This is a genomic window from Actinomyces wuliandei (assembly GCF_004010955.1).
GTDB classification, from domain to species: Bacteria; Actinomycetota; Actinomycetes; order Actinomycetales; family Actinomycetaceae; genus Actinomyces; species Actinomyces wuliandei.
The window spans coordinates 2,092,737-2,115,600 of the sequence record NZ_CP025227.1; the positions used below are offsets into that span (position 1 = coordinate 2,092,737).

Here is a 22,864-nt window from a genome sequence, read left to right on the forward strand (position 1 = left end):
CCGCGACATGTCCGCGATGATTGTAACCACAGCGTCACAAGGAGTGACCACGTCCACCTTTTTCTGTTGACCCAGGATGAGTTTAGATTCTCACAGGAAATCGTCAGCAGCTGGCAGGTCCGCCTCCATACCGACAGGCCCCGGCGCGAAACTGGCCCCAGCAGGCCTGTACACCCCATGGCACCGCTGTCAGCAACAGCCGCCGCGTACGACGGGCCCGCGCGACAGCACCGACTCAGTCAACCCTATTCAGAGGTCAAACAATAAAATGCCTCCAGCTCGGTCACTCTATTTTCAGACAATCCTCAGGCAGCGCGAAGACGAGCGCAGCCCAGATCGACGCTGGCTCTCCTACAGGTCCCCTTCCAGGCCACGCAGGTCCTCCAGCGTCTCGGGGCGCAGCACCCAGCCCTGACGCCCGCCCTCCACCCAGGCGACACCTGGACGGGTGAACAGGTTGTAGCTACTGGCCATGGAACGGCCATAGGCCCCGGTCGCGGGCACTGCCAGCACGTCCCCGACCCTGATGTCCGCAGGAAGGTCCACGTCACGCACCACCACGTCACCGCTCTCGCAGTGCTTGCCCACGACGCGGGAGCGGACCAGGCCTGCTCCCGCGTCCGGCAGCCGGCTGGCCAGCAGTGCGGTGTAGGCCGAGCCGTACAGCGCGGGCCGGATGTTGTCGCTCATGCCTCCGTCCACACTCACGTACATCCGGCTGGCACCCGCCCCCAGCTCGACACGCTTGGTCCCGGTGACGGTGTAGAAGGTGACCACGGCTGGGCCGATGACGCTGCGACCCGGCTCGACCGAGACCCTGGGGACGGAGTCCCCCAGCGCGGCACAGGTCTGGCGCACAGCCTGGGCCAGCGTCCTGGCCACAGCGGCGGGCGAGGGCGCCACGGGGTCGTCGCCGGTGTAGGCGATACCGTAGCCGCCTCCCAGGTCAATCTCGGGACACAGCACCCCCGTGCTGGCAGCAACCTCGTGGCGCAGACGCAGGACCACGGCGACCGCCTGCCGGAAGCCAGCCAGGTCCATGATCTGGGACCCGATGTGGGAGTGCAGGCCGACCAGCTCCAGCTCCTCGGCCGCTACGACCTCCTCCACCACCTGACGTGCCGCGCCGCTGGACACGGACAGGCCGAACTTCTGGTCCTCGTGGGCGGTGGAGACGTACTCGTGGCCTCCGGCATGGATACCAGTGGTCAGGCGCACCATGACCCCACCCCTCTCCTGGGGGGCGTAGTGCCCGCTCTCCCGCCAGCGACGCACTGCGGCGACGGCGTAGCCGACCTCCTCGGGCGAGTCGATGACCAGGTGCCCCACACGGTGGTAGACAGCGGCGGCGACCTCCTCCTGCGTCTTGCCGTTGCCGTGCAGGCCCAGCCGACGTGCCGCCGTCACCGCATCGCTCCCCTCGACCGCCCGCAGGGCGTCCAGGCCCACCGCCAGCTCACCGCGTGAGGCGGTGTCAATCCCCATCCCCTCCTCCAGGACGAGGCGTCCCACTCCGGTGCTGAGAAAGGCCTTGGCCGCGTAGAACGCCTCCCCCCCGGACATGCCGTAGCCAGACCAGAACTCCTCGGCCATGGCAGCGCTCCAGGTGGCAGCACGACCACGCAGGTCAGAGCAGTCCAGGACGAAGACCGGGGAGGGGGCCTGGCCCAGGATCTCACTGACCCGCAGGCCGCCCAGGGCCAGCGCGCCCCCGGGGGTGCGCTGCGCCGTGGTTGGCCACAGGTCGGGGCGCTCCTGCGGCTCGGGGCACACCAGCGCGCCCAGGGGAGCCTCGCCGTCGGGGACCTGGGAGACGACATGGCAGGAGCCAGGGGCGGCAGAGGACGGGGCGGAGGAGGCAGAGGGCATCAAGGCTCCTTAGGTCCGTTGAGCGGCTACGAGCAGGACGGCGAACAGGGACAAAGACGAGGCAGACAGGGCGCACCGCAGCGTACCCAGCGTGACACGGGCGAGGCGGCGGGGCGCACCGGGCACAGGAGGCGGTCGGTGCCGGAGCGCCGGGCGGCCCTACATGCGCTCCGGGGCACTGACCCCCAGCAGCCCCAGCCCGTTGGCCAGCACCTGGGTGACGGCGTCGTTGAGCCACAGGCGGGCGACGTGCCCGGAGTCCACCGGGTCCTGCCCGCGAGGAGTCACGCGTGTGACCCCGTACCAGGCGTGGTAGGCGGCAGCAAGAGACTCCAGGTAGCGCGCCACCCGGTGCTGCTCACGCAGGGAGGCCGCCTGGGCCACAGTGGCCGGGAACTGGGCCAGGACACCGAGGAGGGCGGAGTCCGCCTGGGTGTCCAGGGCGGCCGGGTCGAAGCCCGCCTCCCGGCTCACCCCGTGCTCGGCGGCGTTGCGGGCCACGCTGCGGGTCCGGGCGTGGGCGTACTGGACGTAGTAGACAGGATTCTCCGAGGAGGAGGAGGCCAGGAGGTCCAGGTCGATGTCAATCGCGGAGTCCATGGAGGAGCGGGCCAGCGCGTAGCGCGCTGCGTCCACACCCACGGCCTCGACCAGGTCCTCCAGGGTGACGATCGTGCCCGCACGCTTGGACATGCGCACCGGCTGGCCGTCCTTGACCAGGTTGACCATCTGGCCGATGAGGATCTGCATGCTCGTGCCCGGGTCGTCCCCGTAGGCAGCGCACATGGCCATCATGCGGCCGATGTAGCCGTGGTGGTCCGCGCCCAGGAGGTAGATGCAGCAGTCGGCCCCGCGAGCGCGCTTGTCCAGGTAGTAGGCGACGTCTGCGGCGAAGTAGGCAGGCTGGCCGTCAGACTTGATGAGGACACGGTCCTTGTCGTCGCCGAAGTCGGTGGTGCGCAACCAGGTGGCACCGTCGCGCTCCTCGATGACACCGCGTTCACGCAGCCGGGCGATGGCCCGGGCTACTGCACCCGAGGTGTGGAGGGAGTCCTCGTGGAAGAAGACGTCGAAGTCGCTGCGGAAGGCGTGGAGCTCGGCCTTGACGGCCTCGAACATCAGCGCGACACCGCAGGCACGGAAGACCTCCGTCGCCTGCGCGTCGGGCAGCGTCGCGGGCTCGGGACGGCCTGCGGCGACCTCGTCGCGGGTGACCTGGTCGGCGATCTCGGCGACGTAGGAGCCCCCGTAGCCGTCCTCAGGCGTCTCCTGCCCCCGGGCGGAGGCGAGCAGGGACGCGGCAAACCGGTCGATCTGGGTGCCGTGGTCGTTGAAGTAGTACTCGCGGGTGACGGTGGCCCCGCACGCCGTCAGGACGCGGGCCAGGGAGTCCCCGACCGCTGCCCAGCGGGCACCTCCCAGGTGCACCGGGCCGGTGGGGTTGGCGGAGACGTACTCCAGGTTGATGTGCTGGCCCGTTAGAGCCTGGTTTCTGCCGTAGGAGGCACCGGCCTCCACCACCGTGCGCGCCAGCGTCCCGGCGCTGGCGGCGTCAAGGCGGATGTTGAGGAAGCCTGGCCCTGCGACCTCCGCCGAGGCGACCCCCGAGACCCCGGCCAGCCGCCCCACGAGCAGCTCGGCCAGGGCGCGGGGGGTTGTGCCTGCCTTCCTGGCCAGCTGCATGGCGACATTGGTGGACCAGTCCCCGTGGTCCCGGTTGCGGGGGCGCTCCACGCGCGGATCAGGAACCTCGTCCTCCGGCAGGCTCACGGAGCCGTCAGCGACGGCCTCCTCCAGGACACGACGGATCGCTGCGGCAAGCTCTTCAGGGGTCACGCACGCAGGGTACCGCCAGCCAGCATCCAGACGGTACGACACCGTACCCGGACCTGCTCAGACCGGCTCACACCCGCGTGCGGCACGCAGCACAGAGGCCCACCGCTCGACCGCGACCGGTCGGAGCGCTAAGATTTTCGGGTACCCGAAACCTGATACCCGAGAGCCGGTGGTCCCAGACTCGATGACCCACGAGCCCGCCTACCCCGCACCACACGCCCTGCGGCCCCCCGAGGATCCCGGCGACCCGGTGGCACACGCTGTGGCACGCCATGCCCGGCGCTTCCGCCCAGTCCGGTCACAGCGCCGCCTGCTGGCGCTCCTGGGACCGGCCTTCGTTGCCGCCGTGGCCTACGTGGACCCGGGCAACGTCGCCGCGAACATCACCGCCGGCGCCCGCTACGGCTACCTCCTGGTGTGGGTGCTCGTGGCCGCCAACGCCATGGCCGTGCTCATCCAGTACCAGTCCGCCAAGCTGGGGATCGTCACCGGGCAGTCCCTGCCGCAGCTCCTGGGCGGACGCATGAGCCGCCCGCAGCGGCTCGCGTACTGGGCACAGGCCGAGGTCGTCGCCGCTGCCACCGACCTGGCTGAGGTCATCGGCGGGGCCGTCGCCCTGCACCTGCTCCTGGGACTTCCGCTGCTGGCCGGGGGCCTCCTGGTCGGTGCCGCGTCGATGGCCCTGCTGGCCCTCCAGGAGCGGCGCAGCCAGCGGACATTCGAGGGAGCCGTCATAGCCCTGCTCGTGGTGATCACCATCGGCTTCCTCGGTGGCCTGGTTGTGGCACCCCCCGACTGGGGAGCCACCCTCGCCGGCGTGCTGCCCCGCCTGGAGGGGAGCGGAAGCCTCCTGGTAGCCGCCTCCATGCTGGGTGCCACCGTCATGCCCCACGCCATATACCTGCACTCCTCCCTGGTACGTGACCACAACCGTGACGCCAGCACCGACACCAGCACCGACGTCGCCAGCCCCAGTGCCACAGCCGATGGCAGCCCGCCGGGCAGCGGCTCCCCTGCCGGGCGGGCGGAGGAGACCAGCGCACGAGCCGAGCGCACTGCGCGCCTCCTGCGTGCCACCCGGGTCGACGTGGTGTGGGCGCTGGTCTCCGCAGGAGCCGTCAACATCGCCCTGCTGCTCCTGGCGGCCTCCGCGCTGTCGGGCGCGCAGGGGACGGACACCATTGAGGGAGCCCACCGGGCGATCACGACGACGCTAGGCCCTGCGGTCGGGACGGTCTTCGCGGTCGGCCTGCTGGCCTCCGGCCTGGCCTCGACCTCGGTCGGGGCCTACGCGGGATCGGAGATCATGGCCGGGCTGCTGCACCTGCGCGTGCCCCTGGTACTGCGCCGGGCCGTCACGCTGGTCCCTGCCCTGGTCGTCATCGCGGTAGGCGCGGAGCCGACCTGGGCACTGGTGCTCAGCCAGGTGGTGCTCTCCTTCGGCATACCGCTCGCCGTGGTACCGCTCATACGCACGACCGGATCGGTGCAGGTCATGGGTCGGTGGCGTGACGGAGCGGTCCTGCGCTGGTCAGCACGGGCGGCAGCGACCCTCATCATCGCGCTCAACCTGGCCCTGGTGGTCCTGACGCTCTCCGGACAGGCCTGACGGGCGAACGCGGGAACGGGACCCGCCGGGAACCATGGGCAACGGTCCGCAGAGGTCTTACAGAGATCTACGGCGACCAGTCAGGCAGAGACGCGTCTCTCTTTTCCGGATCTGTCGACACCCTGGTACAGTTTCCTGCCGTGCCCCGGTAGCTCAGTGGATAGAGCGTCTGCCTCCGGAGCAGAAGGCCGCAGGTTCGAATCCTGTCCGGGGCACCAGCGACAGGCGAGATCTGCGGCAGGACGCCTCAGGGCCTTTGCCTCCCCTGTCTGCCAGTCCCCTTCTTCCTGGTCAGGACCTCCTGGGCCAAGGTAGGCACGTCAGTCATGATCGCGTCCACGTTGAGCCTGGCCAGACGACGCATCTGCTCCGGGAGGTCCACGGTCCACACGTGCACCTCCAGCCCCATCCTGTGCGCTGCGGCAACGAGGCGGGGAGTCACCACGGTCACTCCCCGGTAGGTCTCAGGCACCTGGACCGCGTCCACCCGACCACGGGTCCAGCCCCAGCGGGTGTGCGGCAGCGGCACTGAGGCCTCGCTCAGCAGCATGAGGCCGAGGACATCGACTCTCCCCAGCGAGGTGGTGGCCCTGGGCTCCTGGCGTCGTAGCACCGCCAGGCGCCGCGCGGAGAAGGAGGCAAAGCGGACACGGTCCAGCGCGTCAGCGTCCCGCACAGCCTGCAAGGCAGGCTGGACGACGTCGGACTCCTTGAGGTCCACGTTGAGACGCAGGTCCGGGTACGCTGCCAGGAGGTCGGGCAGGCAGACGAGCCCACGAGCGTCACCGGCGTCCAGGTCGGCAAGCTCGGCCCACATCACTTCCCGGACCTGACGAGGGTCCCCAGCCAGTCGTTCCAGGTCCACGTCGTGACAGAGGACAGGCACGCCGTCCGCGCTCAGGCGCAGGTCTGTCTCCATCCAGTCCAGCCCCAGCCTCTTCACGTGCTCGACCGCGCTCCAGGTGTTCTCCGGGACCTCCCGGCTGCCACCGCGGTGGGGGATCACCTGCGGGCGGCTGCTCACAGTCCTCTCGGTAGCCACGTCATCCTTCCCTCTCTATGCGGCCGCAGCCCACCTCTACCCGCCCGCCTGGCACTCTGTCAGGCTCCGTCAGGCGCAGTCGGTCGTCAACTCGACAGCCTCGTGCTCCTGAAGCCACTTCCAGGGGTCAACGGTGGAGTCGTCGGAGTAGTCGTCAGCAGTACGTACCTCGAAATGGAGGTGGGCACCCGAGGACCGGCCCGTGTTGCCGACCCCGGCGATCAGGTCACCCGCAGAGACCGTGTCCCCCTCCTCGACGTAGATACCGTCCTCATACATGTGGAGGTAGCTGGTGTACCAGACCTTACCGTCGATCTCGTGCCTGATGGTGACAGTACCCGTGCCGTCCACCATCCCCGCAGTGGTCACCGTCCCCTCAGCCGCAGCGTAGATGGCCGTACCCACCGGCGCGGCCATGTCCTGCCCGGCGTGCAGCTTGAGGACACCCAGGGTGGGGTGAATACGGTAGCCGTACACCGAGGAGATCTCGTAGCTGCCGGGCAGCATCGGGTAGAAGAGCTCTGGTGCCGCGTTGAAGGCAGCCGTGTCCCCTGAGGCACCTGTCTCGGAGGAGCAGGTCTGGGCCGCGTTCTGGTAGGCCTCACGGATACGGGCCAGCGTGGCGGCGTCAGGCACGTTGGACAGCTGGTCGTCAGTGTCCTCGTCCCAGTCAGCGTCCGAGCCCAGGACGGCGGCGGCCACGGAGGAGGCGCGTGCGGTCGCCTCCGGGGAGGAGTCGTCCGGCTGGGAGGCGGAGCGGGTTGAGGCCAGCGCCGCATTGGTCAGGTAGCCGCTCAGGGGCGCGACCACCGTCGCCACGGCCAGGACGCTGAGCACCGCGCTGCGCCCCACCACACCGGCGCCCCGGCGGCGCGCCGAGGGCTGCGAGGACTGTGAGGCCTCAGCCCCGGAGCCAGTCCCGGAGCCGTGGTCGTCGCGGACAGTACCAGCGCCCGCAGGCACCTCGCGTCCCGCCTGCCGAGCACGCCGGACCCGGCGCACCTCTGGAACCTGCAGGGTGTCAGCACTGCGACGCTCACGCACCTCCGGAGAGAAGCGGAGCTCACGCGGGGCTGCTCTCGCATCCTCCCCGGACCCGGCAGGTTCTGCGACCTGCGCCGGGGGCGCCTGCGAGGTCCGGGAGGCAGACTGTGCCGGGGCGGTCAGCACATCAGCGGGAACCGGCTCCCCCGCAGGCTGTGCACCGGCACCGGGCAGACCTACCGGCAGCGGCGTAGGCAGCTCGGCCCCTGCCGGGACCGTAGCGGCACCCGGAGGAGTGCCAGTCAGGGAGCCAGTGCTGAGCGTCACGGTGGGGACCGGGGAGGCAGCGGCCTCACCGCGAAACTGGTCCCCCGCCTCTCGGGAACGTCCTCCTCGGACGGTTGAGGATTCCCGGACAGCTGAGGCTTCTGGGGCCGCCTGCCTGGAGACAGCCCCGGCAGATGTCGCCGCATCGGCGGCACGGGTCTCGGAGCGCTGGGACCGCCGTGTCCGCCCACGTTCAGGAATGCTGCGCGCAGGGCCAGACGCATCGGCCGCGCCCGCCTGGTGCGGGGCAGCAGGGGCAGCCCCGGAAGGGGGCAGGGGCCGTGCCCCTGTGGACGAGGACGCGTCGCCGCCCCGGGGCCGCGACGGCACGGAGGAGGAGGAAGAAGAAGAGACCGGAGCAGGTGGGACCTGGGCGGCCCCGGACCTCCGCAGACGCCTCTGCCCTCCGGGCTGAGCCGTCGGAGCAGCCCGGTCGGCCTCCTGCCGAGGCTGGGGGTACCCGCCAGAAGCCGTGACCCGGGGCGAGGCCCCTGTCTCCCGGGCCACGGGTGCGGACGACGGCGGAGCCTGGTCCTGGCCCTGTCGCTGACGCCGCCTGGAGCGGCGGGTCTCCCCCACCCCCTGAGGGTGCGCGTCGCGGGACAGCCCGGGGCCGGAAGCAGAAGCACCAGGGTCCCGGGGGGCTGGGGCGGCCGGGGAGGGCACGGGCTGCGCAGCGAGGCCCGAGGTGGACGCTGAGACCCTGGCAGAGGTCGGAGGCACCGATGGTAGTGACAACCCAGCCAGTGACGACGATGGTACAGCCGCAGGGCCGACCGACCCCGCAGGGGTCGCAGAAGACGTGGGAAAGGGTGTGGAGACAGGGGCCGCAGATGTCGCAGCGGCGGGGACCTCCGGTGGCGCTGAGCGGCGCGACGCCGCCTGCCGCCTGCGCTCCATGCGACTGAGCGGAGCCGCTGCGCTCCCCGCCTGCTGGGTGGCCACTGGAGGAGAGCCTGCCCCAGCAGCAGACTGCGCCCCACGCGTTCGGGCCTCCCCCAGCCCCGACGCACCTTGCCCACCAAGCAGGACGCTGGCTGCCTCAGCCTCCGTCAGCCGGCGACCCGACGCACCACCGCCCTGCCTCTGGGCTGGGACGTCAGACCGAGCACGGGCGGCCTCTGCGGCGCGCTCAGCCTCACGGCGCTGCCGTCGGCTCAGGGGCTGTGAGCTCACGCTGGTGCCTCCCAAGGCTGCTCGCACGATAACCTGGACCAGGCGGGGCGCACCCTGGGAGCACCCTGCCCACTAACCCGAGTAACGATACGACGTTGATCGGGGCATGTCTTCTAGAAGAATAGCCGGGCGACCCGGATCACGCCAAGATACGTGTCACATCACGTCACATCATGGCGTATCCACACCCTGGTCGTGCTCGACCGCTGCCCGCGTGCCGCCGCGCTGCATGGCGTCGTTGACCTCCCCCACGAGCTCCTCAAGGATGTCCTCCAGGAAGACCACGCCTAGAACCCGGCCCTCCGCGTCCTCCACACGCCCCAGGTGGGCGCCGGTGCGCTGCATGGCCACCAGCGCCGTCTCGATCTCGTCGTGCGCGCGTACGGGGACCAGGGCACGCGCCCGCCAGGCTGGGACAGGGTGCGTGCGCTCCTCGCCGTCGGCGTCAAGAACGTCCTTGAGGTGCAGGTAGCCGGTGACAGCCAGCACCTCACGACCGCTGTCCTCCCCCGCACGACTGGCTCCGGCAGCGTCAGTCACGGCCACGAGAGGGAACCGGGAGTAGCCGGTGGAGGTCACCGCCGCCTCCACGTCCTCAGGCGTGCAGTCCAGGGGCAGGGTGACCAGGTCCTCCACAGGGACCATGACGCTGCCCGCCGTCTCCTCGGAGAACTCCAACGCCCCACTCAGCAGTCCGGTGGTGTCCTCCAACACACCCTCGGCGGTGGAGCGCTCCACGATGGAGGCGACCTCCTCGGCGTTAAAGGCTGCCGCGACCTCCTCCTTGGGCTCGATACCCAGCAGGCGCAGCACCCCGTTGGCCAGGCCGTTGAGACCGGAGACGACAGGGCCAAGGACCGTGGCCACACGCACCAGCGGCGGGGCCAGCCACCGCACCGCCTTCTCCGGGGAGGAGATCGAGATGTTCTTGGGCACCATCTCACCCGCCACCACGTGCAGGTAGACCACGACCACCAGGGCGATAAGCACCGCCACAGCGTGGGTGCCCGCCTGCCCTGCACCAAGGCGGGCCAGCCAGGGCTCGATCGCGTGGGCGATAGCAGGCTCGGCCACCACGCCCAGGCCCGTGGAGCACAGGGTCACTCCCAGCTGGGCGGTGGCCAACATGCGCGAGACGTGACGCAGCGCCCACAACGCCGTCACGGCCCTGGCGTCACCCGTCTCAGCCAGGGGCTCGAGCTGACTGCGGCGTGCCGAGGTCACCGCGAACTCCGCCCCGACGAAGAAGGCGTTGCCAGCCAGGAGCACCACGGCGACCAGCAGGGCAGCGGGCGTGCTCATCGTCGGCCCTCCCCTCGCAGACCTGCCCCGCCGCGTCCGAGGCCGGCAGCCCCCGGCCCGGTGGCAGGTCCGGTCCTCCCCCCGTCCACACCCGCCTCTCCTCCCTCTGCCTCGGGTCCCTCTGCCTCGGGACCGACACCGCGAGCCCGCAGCCGGACGACACGACGGTCCTCCATGGCGTCGACAACCAGGACCGCCCGAGGAAGAACGACACGGTCCCCGACCCGGGGAATACGGCCCAGCTCGGTCATGACCAGGCCGCCCAGAGTCTCGTAGGGACCGTCGTCGGGCACCGTGACGCCCGTGCGGGAGACCAGCTCGTCAGGGCGCATCCAGCCGGGCACCACCCAGCTGCCCGCCGGGTCCAGGTGGGCGCCGGAGCGACGGGGGTCGTGCTCGTCGGTGACGTCCCCAACCACCTCCTCCACGGCGTCCTCCAGGGTGACCACCCCGGCGGTCCCGCCGTACTCGTCAACCACGACCGCCATCTGGGACCCCTGTGCCCGCAGCTCGACGAGCAGGTCCGCCAGGGGCATCGTCTCGGGCACCCGCGGCGCGACAGCCATGAGGGAGGCGGAGACCACGGGGACCTCGGCGCGCCTGGTGTAGGGGACGGCGACAGCGCGGCGCAGGTGGGCGATCCCGAGGATGTCGTCCACGTCCTGCCCGGTCACCGGGAATCGGGAGTGCCCGGTGGCACGGGCCAGGTGGACCACGTCCTCCGCGGTGGCCCCGGACTCCAGGGTGTGGAGGCGTCCCCGGTCGGTCATGACGTCGACAGCGGTCAGCGCCCCCACACCGATCGACCTGGTCAGCAGGGTGGCCGTCGTGGAGTCGAGGGTGCCCTCCTGCGCGCTGTGACGCACCAGGGCAGCCAGCTCGGAGGCCGACCGGGTGCCGCTGATCTCCTCAGCCGGGGTGATCCCCATCGCGCGCAGCACCAGGTTGGCGGTGTCGTTGAGGACGACGATGACCGGTCGCAGCAGCAGGGAGAAGCCCATGAGGAAGGGAGCCACCAGGGCGGCGGCGCGCATGGGGTCGGCCAGGGTGGCGTTCTTGGGGATGAGCTCGCCCACGACCATGGAGAAGGCGTTGACCACCACCAGGGAGACGGCCGCAGCCGTGCCTACGGCTACAGACTGCGCCAGCCACCCGCTCATGACCTCCGACAGGAGCCTGGCCAGGGCGGCCTGCATCGTGTACCCCAGCAGGACCGTGGTCAGGGTGATCCCCACCTGCGCCCCGGACAGGAGGGTGGACAGCCGGGTGAGCGCCCTGCGGACGGTGGACGCCCGGCGCCCTCCGGAGGCGGCCCGGGTCTCCACCGTGGAGGGGTCCAGGGCCACCAGGGAGAACTCCCCGGCCACGAACAGGGCCGTCCCGAGGGTGAGCAGGACACCGACCAGGATCATGAGCCAGTCGTTCACCACGGCCTCCCGTGCAGGCGCCGACAGGGGTACCGCGAAAGGTGCCGGGAACAGTGGTGGTCAGGATCGGGGTGCGGACGGAACAGGCGTCCGCGTACCCGGCAAGCGTGTCGGCGCATAGTAGGGCGCACGCTACCACTGGAAAAGGTGGCCGGCCCGTCAGGCCGACAGCCCGGACACAGCGCTGTCAGCTCGCACCCGCCCCTGCGCGCCGCCCCCACGCGCCCAGACCCACTTGTAGCATGTGTGTGGTACCAGTCTGTGCCACTCCTCATGTACCAGGTTCCAGGCACCGGCTCTCCACCAGCGCCGTGCGCACCTCCTGCGGCCGGGAGGAGCACCGGGCCGGCGGGCGGCACGGTGACGGGCCTGGGCCGCCACCGCCGACAAGGAGAAGCCGTGCCAACGCAGGACCGCGCCGCAGGAGCCGCAGGATTCGGCGCCAACGAGTGGATGGTGGAGGAGATACGGGCCGCCTGGGCCGCCGACCCGTCCTCGGTGAGCCCCCAGTGGCGTGAGCTCTTCGAGGCCGACCCGGCAGCGGGTCAGCACCGGACTGCGGGCTCCGCCCCGGGAACGACCACGACGGCGGTGTCGGCGGGGCAGCCGGTCCAGCCCATGCAGCCCGCTGCGCTCCCCCACGACGCCGCCCGCCGGGCCACCATCACCACTGCGTTCGCCCCCGCCTCCACGAGGTACCAGGCCTCTGCCGTCCAGGACGTCAGCCGCTCCGACCTGCCTCCGGCCCCGCCCTCCGACACCGCTCCCCCGACCTCCCCCTACGCCCAGCGCCTGTCCCGCCAGCAGGCCCGCGACCTGGAGCCCGGGGCAGGCAGCGGCAGCACCGGCGGCGGAGACGTCGGCGCAGACAGCACCAGCGACGCTGCCAGCAGCACAGACGGCACAGGCCACGACGCCGACAGTGCTCGTGCCAGCAGTGCTACTAGCGCCACCAGCACCCGTCTCAAGGGGGCGGCTGCCCGCACCGCCAGGAACATGGAGGACTCCCTGTCGGTACCCACTGCCACCTCCGCACGGGCGGTCCCCGCCAAGGTCCTCATCGAGAACCGCTCCATCATCAACGCGCACCTGGCCCGAACCCGTGGCGGCAAGGTGTCCTTCACCCACCTCATCGGCTGGGCGCTTGTGGAGTCGCTGGCCCAGATGCCGGAGATGAACGTCTCCTACACCACCGACGAGGCAGGGCGGCCCTGCCTGCGCACCCCCGCGCACGTGGGCCTGGGCCTGGCCGTCGACGTCCCCGGCCCGCAGGGCCAGCGCCGCCTGCTGGTCCCCTCGCTCAAGCAGGCTGACCTCATGGACCTGGCCGGCTTCGTCGCCGCCTACGAGGACCTGGTGCGCCGGGCACGGGAGGGCTCCCTGAGCCCCGCAGACTTCCAGGGCACCACGGTGACGCTGACCAACCCCGGCATGATCGGCACCCTGCACTCCGTGCCCCGCCTCATGTCAGGTCAAGGTCTCATTGTGGGCGTGGGCTCCATGGACTACCCGGCGGCCTTCGCCGGGGCCAGCGCCGAGACCCTGGCCCGCCACGGCGTCGGCCGCACGCTCACCCTCACCTCCACCTACGACCACCGGGTCATCCAGGGGGCCTCCTCCGGGGAGCTCCTGCGCCTGGTGGAGCACAAGCTCCTGGGGCTGGACGGCTTCTGGGAGCGGGCGCTGGAGTCCCTGCGCATCCCGCACGAGCCGGTGCGCTGGGCGCGCGACACCACCTACGACCCCGAGCACGAGACCGGTAAGCACGCCCGCGTGGCCGAGCTCATCCACGCCTTCCGCCAACGAGGCCACCTCGCCGCCGACACCGACCCGCTGACCTACCGGCTGCGCCGCCACCCCGACCTGGACATCACCTCCTACGGCCTGAGCCTGTGGGACCTGGACCGGACCTTCCCCACCGGGGGCCTGGGAGGCCGGGACCGGGCCACCCTGCGCGAGATCCTGGACATGCTGCGTGACACCTACTGCGGCACGGCAGGGATCGAGTACATGCACATCCAGGACCCCGCCCAGCGCACCTGGTGGCAGGAGCGCCTGGAGGGCGGCCGACGGGAGGTCGACGCCGCCGAGCGCCGCCGGATCCTCACCAAGCTGGAGCAGGCCGAGGCCTTCGAGACCTTCCTGCAGACCAAGTACGTGGGACAGAAGCGCTTCAGCCTGGAGGGCGGGGAGTCCCTCATCGTCCTGCTCGACCGCCTCCTGGACTCCTGCGCCCACGACGGCCTGGACGAGGTGGTCATCGGCATGGCCCACCGGGGGCGCCTCAACGTCCTGACCAGCATCGCGGGCAAGTCCTACAGCCAGGTCTTCGACGAGTTCGACGGCAACGGCGTCATTGAGGGCGCAGGTACCGGGGACGTGAAGTACCACCTGGGCACCGAGGGCGTGTTCACCGGCACCGACGGGGTCTCCACCCGCGTCTCCCTGGCGGCCAACCCCTCCCACCTGGAGACCGTCGACGGCGTGGTGGAGGGGATCGTGCGCGCCAAGCAGGACCGTATCGGCCTGGGCGAGAAGGGCTACACGGTCATACCGGTGCTCGTGCACGGAGACGCCGCCTTCGCAGGCCAGGGCGTCGTCTACGAGACGCTCAACATGAGCCAGCTGCCCGCCTACCGCACCGGGGGGACGGTCCACGTCATCGTCAACAACCAGATCGGCTTCACCACCGGGGCCGCATCAGCCCGCTCCACCACCTACCCCACCGACCTGGCCAAGGGTCTGCAGGTACCGATCTTCCACGTCAACGCCGACGACCCCGAGACGGTGGCCCGCGTGGCCCACATGGCCTACAGCTACCGGCGGACCTTCCACAAGGACGTCGTCATCGACCTTGTCTGCTACCGCAGGCGCGGTCACAACGAGGGCGACGACCCCTCCATGACCCAGCCGGTCATGTACCGCCTCATCGACTCCCTGGCCTCCACGCGGGAGGTCTACACCGCCAACCTCGTGGGCCGGGGCGACATCACCCGCCAGGAGGCGGAGCAGGTCAGCGCCGCCTACCACGCCGAGCTGGAGCGGATCCTGTCGGAGGCGCGCACCAGGGGCGAGCCCTCCCAACAGGCCGCCACCGAGCTGGCCTCGGCGGAGTCGCAGGACCAGGCCGACCCCACCACCGTCGGCCTGCCCCGCTCCTCCCTGGAGGTGCCCGCCTCCCAGCAGGCGGGCACAGGCATGATGATCGGCTGGAGCTCGGCGGTGCCACGCGACGTCGTCGAGCGCATCGGGGACGCCCAGGTCGCCTGGCCGGAGTCCTTCACCATCCACCCCCGTCTGTCCGGCATGCTGTCGCGGCGCCAGGCCGCCACCCGGTCAGGTGGCATCGACTGGGGGCTGGGTGAGCTGCTCGCCCTGGGCAGCCTCCTCATGGAGGGCGTGCCGGTGCGCCTGGCGGGCGAGGACGCCCGGCGCGCCACCTTCTCCCAGCGCCACGCCGTCCTGCACGACTACAGCTCCGGCACGGAGTGGACGCCCCTGAGCTTCCTGACCCCGGACCAGGCCCCCTTCGAGGTCTACGACTCCCTGCTCAGCGAGTACGCCGCCCTGGCCTTCGAGTACGGCTACTCGGTGGAGCGGCCCGAGGGCCTGACCCTGTGGGAGGCCCAGTTCGGCGACTTCGCCAACGGCGCCCAGAGCGTCATCGACGAGTACGTCGCCTCCGCGACCCAGAAGTGGGGGCAGCGCTCCGGCCTGGTCATGCTGCTGCCCCACGGCCAGGAGGGCCAGGGGCCGGACCACTCCTCGGCGCGCATGGAGCGCTACCTGCAGATGTGCGCGCAGGACAACATGTGGGTGACCCAGCCCTCGACTCCTGCCAACCACTTCCACCTGCTGCGAGAGCACGCCTACCGCCGCCCCCGCCGCCCCCTGGTCGTCTTCACCCCCAAGCAGCTGCTGCGGCTCAAGGCGGCGACCTCACCCGTGGAGGACTTCACCTCCGGACGCTTCCAGCCGGTCATCGGCGAGACCGACCCGGAGCTGCTCGGACAGCCAGGGCCAGGAGGGGCGGCAGGTGAGGAGCCAGCCGGGCAGGTGGCCCGGTCCCCGCAGCAGGGCGCGCCCAGCGGCAGCACCGGGGGCACCTCGCAGGTCGACCGGGTACTGCTGTGCTCGGGCAGGGTCTACTACGACCTGGCTGCCCACCGGCAAGCCACCGGTGACAGGCGGACCGCCATCGTGCGCCTGGAGCAGGTCTACCCGCTGGAGACCGACGCCGTAGCCGCGGCCCTGGCTCCCTTTGCCGGGGCGGAGCTGGTGTGGGTCCAGGACGAGCCCGCCAACCAGGGGGCGTGGCCCTACCTGGCGCTCCACCTGCCCACCGAGCTCACCGGTGGCGTGCTCCCGCGCCTGGTGGCCCGGCCGGAGGCCGCCGCCCCTGCCGTGGGTACGGCGGGCGTCTTCAGGCAGCAGCAGACCGAGCTGGTCGAGGCGGCCTTCGCCCGCTGACTGGCGCGGTGCGCCCCTCACAGCTGGGCAGAGCAGGCTGGACACGCTGGCCAGGTGGTGGCCACGGGGACCGACCGGGAGACAGACAACGGAGACGAGGACGTCAGGGAGGAGACGCGTCGTGGAGGACACGAGGCTGAGCTTCGTCGGTGACGAGCTGGTCGCCGGCTATGGCGACGGCCGGGCGCTGGGGTGGACCGGACGGGTCATGGCGCGCACGCCCCGGGAGGTCCCGATCCTGTGGACGACTCTGGCCGTCCCCGGTGAGACGACGGCACAGCTGGCCGAGCGGTGGCAGGCAGAGGTCGCTCGCCGCTCAACCCCCAACGGACGCAGCCGGCTGGTGATCGGCCTGGGCGTGGCTGACGTCATCGCAGGCGTGTCCTACGCGCGCTCACGCCTGGCCCTGGCCAATATCCTGGACGCGGCGGCCTCGGAGCAGCGGCGGTGCTTTGTGGTGGGGCCTCCGCCCCTGGCCGACGCCGACCCGGACGCCACCTCCCGCCTGTCCACAGCCGCCTCTGAGGTGTGCCACCGCCGACAGGTCCCCTACGTGGACACCTTCGAGCCCTTGCGCAACCACGAGCAGTGGAACACCGACGTCACCGCGGCCGGGGGGTCGCACCCCGGCCAGGCCGGCTACGGCCTCCTGGCCTGGCTGGTCCTCCACCGGGGCTGGTATGAGTGGCTGGGTACCGGGCGACCTACAGCACCCTACGGCGGCTGAGCCCAGGACGGGCGGGACCGCACCGCTGAGGCACCCCTGCCGACCAGACCGCCCGGTCCCTGCCCTCTCACTCCCACCCGCAGGAGGGGCTTCCCACGACCACCACCAGCATGTATCCTTGGTGACAGGGATTCCTGGAGGCCCAGTCGATCCCGCCACCACGGTCATGAGGGGGCGCAGAGGCCTTGTCAGGGACCCGGTTCCCAACAGCTTCTCAACGGAGAGAAGCAGACGAGGAGCAGTTATGCCCACCTCGGTCTCACGTCGCGCCGCCCTCACCCTGGGCGCAGGTGCTGCGGCCTCTATAGCCCTGGGGTCCTGCTCGCCCACCCGCCAGGACGCGAGCACCTCCCCCACCGTCCCCCCTGCCCAGGGCCGGGTGACGCTGACCTACTGGTCCTGGCTCAAGGACCTGCAGAAGGTCGCCGACCTCTACTCCCAGGCCAACCCGGACGTGACCGTCCAGGTCACCTGGATCCCCTCCTCCACGTCCGGCGGGTACCAGAAGCTCTACTCGGCCCTGGCGGCGGGGGGCGGCCCGGACGTCGGACAGGTAGAGATGCGCATGGTCCCGGAGTTCCTCCTGGCCGGGGACCTGGTCGACCTCTCCCCCTACGGCGCGCGCGAGGCCCGCACCCGCTTCGACCCGGCGGCGTGGAGCTACGTGGACATTGCCGACGGCGTCTACGGCGTCCCCCAGGACACCGGGCCAGTGGCCCTGTTCTACCGCACCGACGTCCTGGAGGAGGTGGGGGCGCAGCCACCCGCCACCTGGCAGGAGTGGGCGGAGGTGGCCCGTACCCTCAAGGACGCCAGGCCCGGCACGTTCATGGACGTCTTCAACCTGGGCGACGGCAACATACTGGCAACCTTCTGCCAGCAGGCAGGTGCCCGGTGGTTCGTGCCTGAGGACGATGAGTGGGTCATCAACCTCACCGACGAGGCCAGCGTCCGGGTGGCCGAGTTCTGGGACACCGCGATCGACGAGGACCTGGTCTCCACCGCCTTCGGCCCCTTCACCTCACCCTGGCTGTCCGCGATGGGGGCAGGGACACTGGCCACCCACACCAACGGCTCGTGGGCAGACGCCCTCATCGAGTCCGTGCCCGCAGGCGCCGGGAAGTTCCGGGTGGCACCCATGCCCCGCTGGGAGGACGGCTTCGGGTCCAGCTACTCGGGCGGGTCGACGGCAGCCGTCATGGCGGGCTCCCGGCACCCTGCCGAGGCCCTGGACTTCGTGGTCTGGCTGCACACCGACCCCCAGGCGCTGGACGCTCTGATCACCACCTGCGGCATCGGCTGGTCACCGGCGGCCGACTACATCGGCACCCCGCGTGAGGGTCCCAGCGAGTTCTTCTCCGGCCAGAGCTACAACACCGAGGTCATGGTGCCCATGGCCCAGGAGCAGAACCTGGAGTGGGCGTGGCCGCCCCTGTGCCAGCAGTCCATCAACATTGTCGCCGACGGCATGCGCCGCAAGCTGACCGAGGGGACTGCCCTGGTGGACTCCCTGGCCACCAGCCAGTCCCAGATCGTCCAGGCCTTCCGCAGGAGGGGCCTGGCAGCCAGGGAGGCAGGGGGGTGAACGATGAGCACCGTGAGCGCAGCAGACAAGCCGGGGGCACGTGAGAGCAGCAGGTCCGGCCAGAGGCATGGGAGCACCGGGAGCACTGACGCCGGGGCTAGTGGGTCATCGGGCACGCCGGGGGCCGGACGGCCGCCGCGCGCGAGAAGACGGACCGCAGCCCCCTACCTGCTGGTGGCACCCTTCATGCTCCTGTTCCTGGTGACCTTCGTCGTACCGATCCTCGTGGCCCTGGTCCAGTCCTTCACCCGCACCCGCTACGCGGGCACCTACGGGCAGGAGGGGACCACGCAGGTCTTCGCAGGCCTGGACAACTACGCCACGGCTCTGGGCAACGCAGGCTTCACCCAGTCGATCGGCCGCGTGCTGCTCTTCGGCCTCGTCCAGGTGAGCGTCATGATCGTCGCGGCCACGGTGCTCGCCCTGCTGCTGGAGTCCGCCTCGGCCCGGTGGCCAGGGCTCTTCCGCGCCCTGTACTTCATGCCCTACGGGGTACCCGGCGTCATCGCCACCATCCTGTGGTCCTTCCTCTACATCCCGGGCCTGTCCCCGCTGGTGGACGCCCTGGGGGTCGTGGGAGTCCAGTACGACTTCCTCGCCGAGGGCAACGTCCTGTGGTCCATCGCCAACATCGTCACCTGGGCCTACACCGGCTACAACATGCTCATCATCATCGCCCAGCTCAAGGCGATCCCCTCCGACGTCTACGAGGCGGCCAGGGTGGACGGAGCAGGCCCGCTACGTATCGCCACCTCGATCCAGATCCCGCTCATCCGCCCGGCGCTGCTGCTGACCATCGTGTTCTCCATCATCGGCACGCTCCAGCTCTTCGCCGAGCCTCAGGTACTGGCCACGATCACCCCGGCGGTGGACACCGAGTACACGCCCAACTACTCGGCCTACACCTGGGCGTTCCAGTACAACGACTACGGGGTGGCTGCGGCAGAGGCGGTCATCATCGCGGTGGCCGCGTTCGCGCTGTCCCTCGTCTTCCTCACGGTCACCACCAGGCCCACCGCCAGACGAGGGAGGCGGTGACCGTGTCTCCAGAAAGTGCCCCAGGCAGCACCCCAGACGGGCCGGACAGCCGGGACACCAGCAGGCCCGCCCCACACGGGCGCGCAGCGACCAGCCGCCCGCGCAGCAGGGGCTCTGGCAGCCGCCAGGCGGGCACCCGTGGCTCCACCACCTTCTTCGTCACCAGCGTCCTGCTGGTGGTCTCCCTCTACTTCCTCATCCCGGTGCTGTGGGTGGTGGTCAACGCCACGAAGACCAGCGACGACCTGTTCGCCACCAACGGCTTCTGGTTCGGTGACACCTTCGCCCTGTGGGAGAACATCCGACTGGTCCTGACGTCCAACGACTCGATATTCCCCCGCTGGTTCCTCAACTCGCTGCTCTACTCCGGGGCCGGGGCGCTGCTGGCCACCTACATCGCCGCCGCAGCAGGCTACGCCCTGTCCACCTACAGGTTCCGGGGCAGGAACCTCATGTTCGGGATGGTCATGGGCGGGGTCCTGGTCCCGGGAACAGCCACGGCCCTGCCCCTGTTCCTCGTGTTCTCCCGGATCGGGGTCACCAACACCTACCTGGCTGTCCTCATACCAGCCGCCGTCTCCCCCTTCGGCCTGTTCCTGTGCCGGATCTACGCTGATGCCGCAGTGTCCACCTCCCTTGTCGAGGCCGGGCGGATAGACGGGGCCGGCGAGCTGGCGATCTTCCACCGCATCGCGCTGCGGCAGATGGCACCAGCCCTGGTGACCGTCTTCCTCTTCCAGTTCGTCGCGATCTGGAACAACTACTTCCTGCCGCTGATCATGCTGGCTGACGAGCGCCTCTACCCCGTGACCCTGGGGCTGAACACGTGGTTGTCCCAGACCAGCCGGCTGCCCGAGTTCTACCAGCTCACGGTCGGCGGGGCGCTGCTCAGCGTCATCCCCCTGGCCGTTCTCATGCTGGTGCTCCAGCGCTTCTGGAGGGGAGGCCTGACAGAGGGGGCTGTCAAGGAGTAGCCGACAAGAAGGCAGAGCCTGCGAAGAGCCCACAAGCAGGCCGACACCCCGCCCTCCCCGGTAACCGCAGACAACCACCGGGTCCATAACCCCGACAACCCCGACACCCCGCCCTCCCCGGTAACCGCAGACAACCACCGGGTCCATAACCCCGACAACCCCGACAACCCCGACAACCCCGACAACCCCGACAACCCCGACAACCCCGACAACCCCGACAACCCCGACAACCCCGACAACCCCGACAACTAGGGAGCCGACCAGCCACTACGGTGGCTGGTCGGCTCCCTAGTGCCTCCGCGCCGCGCGCAGGCGCAGCGCGATGCGCCTCAGGTGTTGGGACGCTTGCCGTGGTTGGCGCCGCTCTTGGCCCGTGCACGACGCTTACGACCGCGCTTGCTCATGACCTGCCTCCTCACGCTTGCTGCTGAGACTCGGAGAACTACCCCATGAGGGGTCCGGAACGGCGGTGATTCTCCCACACCACCGACCGGCCTGCCAACCCTGCCCCCACGGAGCGGGTCTCCACGGTACGGGCGGCGACCCCGTCGACTCGGGAGGACGTGCTGACACTGGTGATGCTGACCGAGCTGGTCACCGAGCCACCGACAGTGCTGGTACCGCTAGTAACGCCGATGACGCTGGTGGCGCTGGCCGTCCGGATCAGGGACAGCCGACCCAGGACCCGGGCACGCAGCTCGGGGGGCGCCTGCTCGGCACAGCGCGAGCGCAGGATGGCGCGCAGGTGGGTCTCCGCGTCCGCCAGGCGGGAGCAGTGGGCGCAGGCGGCCACGTGCTGGGCGAGCCGCTGGGTCAGGTCCTGGGAGCACTCCTGGTCCAAGAAGGCCTCAAGGTGGGCGCGCGCCTCGCTGCAGGAGCAGTCGGGCGGCTCCGGCGTCCCGCCAGCGCCCCGTACGGGTGCTGCGTCGTCGGGCCTGCCGTCATCAGACCTGTCAGGCCTCATCACTCCTCCTCCCCGGCTGCGGTGGTGTAGCCCAGGGAGCGGGCGTGGTCGGCCAGCAGCCCACGCAGCTGGCGCCGGCCTCGGTACAGACGGGACATGACGGTCCCGATCGGTGTGTCCATGATCTCGGCTATCTCCTTGTAGGCGAAGCCCTCCACGTCAGCCAGGTAGACAGCCAGACGGCGCTCCTCGCTGAGCTTGCCCAGGGCGGCCTTGATCTCCTCGTCAGGCAGCTCCTCCAGAGCCAGGTTCTCGGCACTGGGCAGTCCCACCGAGTCGTGGGAGGCAGCCCGGTGCAGCTGCCAGTCCTCCACGGCGTCGGCGTCGGACTGGAGCGGCTCGCGCTGCTTCTTGCGGTAGGAGTTGATGAAGGTGTTGGTGAGGATCCGGTACAGCCAGGCCTTGAGGTTGGTGCCGGGCCGGTACTGGTGGAAGGAGCCAAAGGCCTTGGCGTAGGTGTCCTGGACCAGGTCCTCGGCGTCAGCCCTGTGACGGGTCATCCGCAGGGCCGCACCGTAGAGCTGGTCCAGGTAGGGCAGGGCCTCGGCCTCGAAGCGGGCGGCGCGGGCCTCGTCGTCCTCGTCAGCGGGGGCACGGCCAGGTGGCAACGCAGCCGCAGCCTCCGTGCTCCTCCCCTCGTCCAGTCCCTCGTCCAGGGTGGTGTCTGCAGGGTCATCGGTTTCCGTCATCACCCACGAGCCTAGCCCGCCTGCGTGTGCGCTGCCGTAGACAGCGCCGGTGTCTTGCTCCCTGTGCCCCAGGGCGAGGCCCCCAGGGGCCGACAGCGTACTGAGAAGCGTCACGACCAGGGCAACAGGGGAGGGAACCGGTTTCATTCCCGGCCCGCCTCAGGCTGTAAGGGCACAGCGAGGCCAGGCCACAACCCCACCCGGGCCGGGCCGCGAGGTCCCACGGGGACTGCCACAGCAATGACGAGGCTCTCCCGGCTGCGCGGAGCCCGTTCCTGACAGCCCGGGCCTGCTCACCCGAGGAGGCTGACACCCTGCCAGCAGCCAGCCCATCCCTTGCGGCCGCAACCCGCCCACCGCCACGGCCCAGACCATCCACAAGCCGACCACCCAGCAGGCGGGCCCCACCACCCAGCAGCCGGGCCTGCCGCCTGGGCCGCCCAGCCTGCCAGCCCACAAGAGGAGACCCGGAAGTGTGCTGTTTGCCATATTCTCAGATCGGGGCGGGGTAGTTCGTGTGAGTAAGTCTGCCTCTGCGGGATCCGTGCCAGGTGGGCTGGCACAGGTCACGCCGGGCTAGAGCGCCCCAGCGGGAGCCGAGTCCGTGGCAGCCCCTGCAAAGTCTCGCAAACCCGCCCGGACATCCGGCAAACCCCGCGAGGCTGGCTCGCACCAGTCTCGGCGTCCGCTCGCGCCGGACCTGGATAAGGGCGACCTCCACGGACCATAACCAGCCCGTCTGGGCGTCCGCGCGCGGCAGGCCGCTGCTGAAGACCCCGTGAGGCAGGCTCGCACTGCTCTACCCGCCTGGAATCAGGCAATACAGAGACATGCCTCACGCTCGC

Annotated in this window: 15 protein-coding genes and 1 tRNA gene; 7 read left to right on the forward strand and 9 right to left on the reverse strand. The window is 70.5% G+C overall.

Features of this window, described 5'->3' with window-relative positions; genetic code table 11:
* Positions 1-351 precede the first annotated feature (351 nt).
* Positions 352-1,869 (reverse strand): diaminopimelate decarboxylase, encoded by a 1,518-nt coding sequence (lysA, locus tag CWS50_RS08660; RefSeq protein WP_127842473.1) that lies wholly within the window; start codon positions 1,867-1,869, stop codon positions 352-354.
* Positions 1,870-2,028: 159 nt separating this feature from the next.
* Positions 2,029-3,705: an arginine--tRNA ligase gene (gene argS, locus CWS50_RS08665; protein WP_127842474.1), complete on the reverse strand. Its 1,677-nt coding sequence runs from the start codon at positions 3,703-3,705 to the stop codon at positions 2,029-2,031.
* 169 nt (positions 3,706-3,874) lie between these two features.
* Here argS and CWS50_RS08670 point away from each other — a divergent pair, with 169 nt between their 5' ends.
* The gene (locus tag CWS50_RS08670) at positions 3,875-5,314 is read left to right on the forward strand and encodes an Nramp family divalent metal transporter (RefSeq protein WP_243118259.1); all 1,440 of its coding nucleotides are present in this window, start codon (positions 3,875-3,877) and stop codon (positions 5,312-5,314) included.
* Between the two features lie 142 nt (positions 5,315-5,456).
* Positions 5,457-5,532: transfer RNA gene (locus tag CWS50_RS08675), tRNA-Arg, on the forward strand.
* Between the two features lie 29 nt (positions 5,533-5,561).
* Here the strand turns inward: CWS50_RS08675 and CWS50_RS08680 are convergent.
* From CWS50_RS08680 to CWS50_RS08695, 4 genes are all read right to left on the reverse strand, one after another.
* Positions 5,562-6,356, reverse strand: coding sequence for a glycerophosphodiester phosphodiesterase family protein (locus CWS50_RS08680; RefSeq protein ID WP_341472717.1), 795 nt, complete (start codon positions 6,354-6,356; stop codon positions 5,562-5,564).
* Between the two features lie 69 nt (positions 6,357-6,425).
* On the reverse strand, positions 6,426-7,667 hold the full coding sequence (locus CWS50_RS13530) for a M23 family metallopeptidase (protein ID WP_243118260.1): 1,242 nt from the start codon (positions 7,665-7,667) through the stop codon (positions 6,426-6,428).
* Positions 7,668-9,014: 1,347 nt separating this feature from the next.
* Complete coding sequence (locus tag CWS50_RS08690) at positions 9,015-10,145, reverse strand: hemolysin family protein (protein ID WP_127842476.1); 1,131 nt, start codon at positions 10,143-10,145, stop codon at positions 9,015-9,017.
* Positions 10,142-11,572: a hemolysin family protein gene (locus CWS50_RS08695; protein WP_180342315.1), complete on the reverse strand. Its 1,431-nt coding sequence runs from the start codon at positions 11,570-11,572 to the stop codon at positions 10,142-10,144. Before CWS50_RS08695 ends, CWS50_RS08690 begins: the two co-directional genes overlap by 4 nt.
* A 453-nt stretch (positions 11,573-12,025) precedes the next feature.
* On the opposite strand from CWS50_RS08695, the gene CWS50_RS08700 reads away from it, so the two are divergent.
* From CWS50_RS08700 to CWS50_RS08720, 5 genes are all read left to right on the forward strand, one after another.
* Positions 12,026-16,042: a multifunctional oxoglutarate decarboxylase/oxoglutarate dehydrogenase thiamine pyrophosphate-binding subunit/dihydrolipoyllysine-residue succinyltransferase subunit gene (locus tag CWS50_RS08700; protein WP_423243494.1), complete on the forward strand. Its 4,017-nt coding sequence runs from the start codon at positions 12,026-12,028 to the stop codon at positions 16,040-16,042.
* 121 nt (positions 16,043-16,163) lie between these two features.
* Positions 16,164-16,769 (forward strand): GDSL-type esterase/lipase family protein, encoded by a 606-nt coding sequence (locus tag CWS50_RS08705; RefSeq protein WP_127842478.1) that lies wholly within the window; start codon positions 16,164-16,166, stop codon positions 16,767-16,769.
* A gap of 244 nt (positions 16,770-17,013) precedes the next feature.
* Complete coding sequence (locus CWS50_RS08710; RefSeq protein WP_127842479.1) at positions 17,014-18,354, forward strand: ABC transporter substrate-binding protein; 1,341 nt, start codon at positions 17,014-17,016, stop codon at positions 18,352-18,354.
* 3 nt (positions 18,355-18,357) lie between these two features.
* Entirely contained in the window at positions 18,358-19,392 is a 1,035-nt protein-coding gene (locus CWS50_RS08715; protein ID WP_127842480.1) for a carbohydrate ABC transporter permease, read from the forward strand.
* A 2-nt stretch (positions 19,393-19,394) separates the two neighbouring features.
* The gene (locus CWS50_RS08720; RefSeq protein WP_218973374.1) at positions 19,395-20,366 is read left to right on the forward strand and encodes a carbohydrate ABC transporter permease; all 972 of its coding nucleotides are present in this window, start codon (positions 19,395-19,397) and stop codon (positions 20,364-20,366) included.
* 329 nt (positions 20,367-20,695) lie between these two features.
* Here the strand turns inward: CWS50_RS08720 and CWS50_RS14085 are convergent, their stop codons facing one another.
* From CWS50_RS14085 to CWS50_RS08735, 3 genes are read right to left on the reverse strand one after another with little or no spacing between them, the layout of a single operon-like run.
* The gene (locus CWS50_RS14085) at positions 20,696-20,770 is read right to left on the reverse strand and encodes a 50S ribosomal protein bL37 (protein WP_396027229.1); all 75 of its coding nucleotides are present in this window, start codon (positions 20,768-20,770) and stop codon (positions 20,696-20,698) included.
* A 38-nt stretch (positions 20,771-20,808) separates the two neighbouring features.
* Entirely contained in the window at positions 20,809-21,330 is a 522-nt protein-coding gene (rsrA, locus tag CWS50_RS08730) for a mycothiol system anti-sigma-R factor (protein ID WP_127842482.1), read from the reverse strand.
* A complete protein-coding gene (locus CWS50_RS08735) occupies positions 21,330-22,019 on the reverse strand; it encodes a sigma-70 family RNA polymerase sigma factor (protein ID WP_127842483.1) in 690 nt (229 codons plus the stop codon). Before CWS50_RS08735 ends, rsrA begins: the two co-directional genes overlap by 1 nt.
* Positions 22,020-22,864: the final 845 nt, after the last annotated feature.

What these genes read in the sequence shown, in the direction of transcription:
- lysA (WP_127842473.1), bottom strand. Translation starts at nt 1,869, where the DNA reads ATGCCCTCTGCCTCCTCCGCCCCGTCCTCTGCCGCCCCTGGCTCCTGC.
- CWS50_RS08690 (WP_127842476.1), bottom strand. Translation starts at nt 10,145, where the DNA reads ATGAGCACGCCCGCTGCCCTGCTGGTCGCCGTGGTGCTCCTGGCTGGC.
- CWS50_RS08700 (WP_423243494.1), top strand. Translation starts at nt 12,026, where the DNA reads ATGGTGGAGGAGATACGGGCCGCCTGGGCCGCCGACCCGTCCTCGGTG.
- CWS50_RS08710 (WP_127842479.1), top strand. Translation starts at nt 17,014, where the DNA reads ATGCCCACCTCGGTCTCACGTCGCGCCGCCCTCACCCTGGGCGCAGGT.
- CWS50_RS08715 (WP_127842480.1), top strand. Translation starts at nt 18,358, where the DNA reads ATGAGCACCGTGAGCGCAGCAGACAAGCCGGGGGCACGTGAGAGCAGC.
- rsrA (WP_127842482.1), bottom strand. Translation starts at nt 21,330, where the DNA reads ATGAGGCCTGACAGGTCTGATGACGGCAGGCCCGACGACGCAGCACCC.
- CWS50_RS08735 (WP_127842483.1), bottom strand. Translation starts at nt 22,019, where the DNA reads ATGACGGAAACCGATGACCCTGCAGACACCACCCTGGACGAGGGACTG.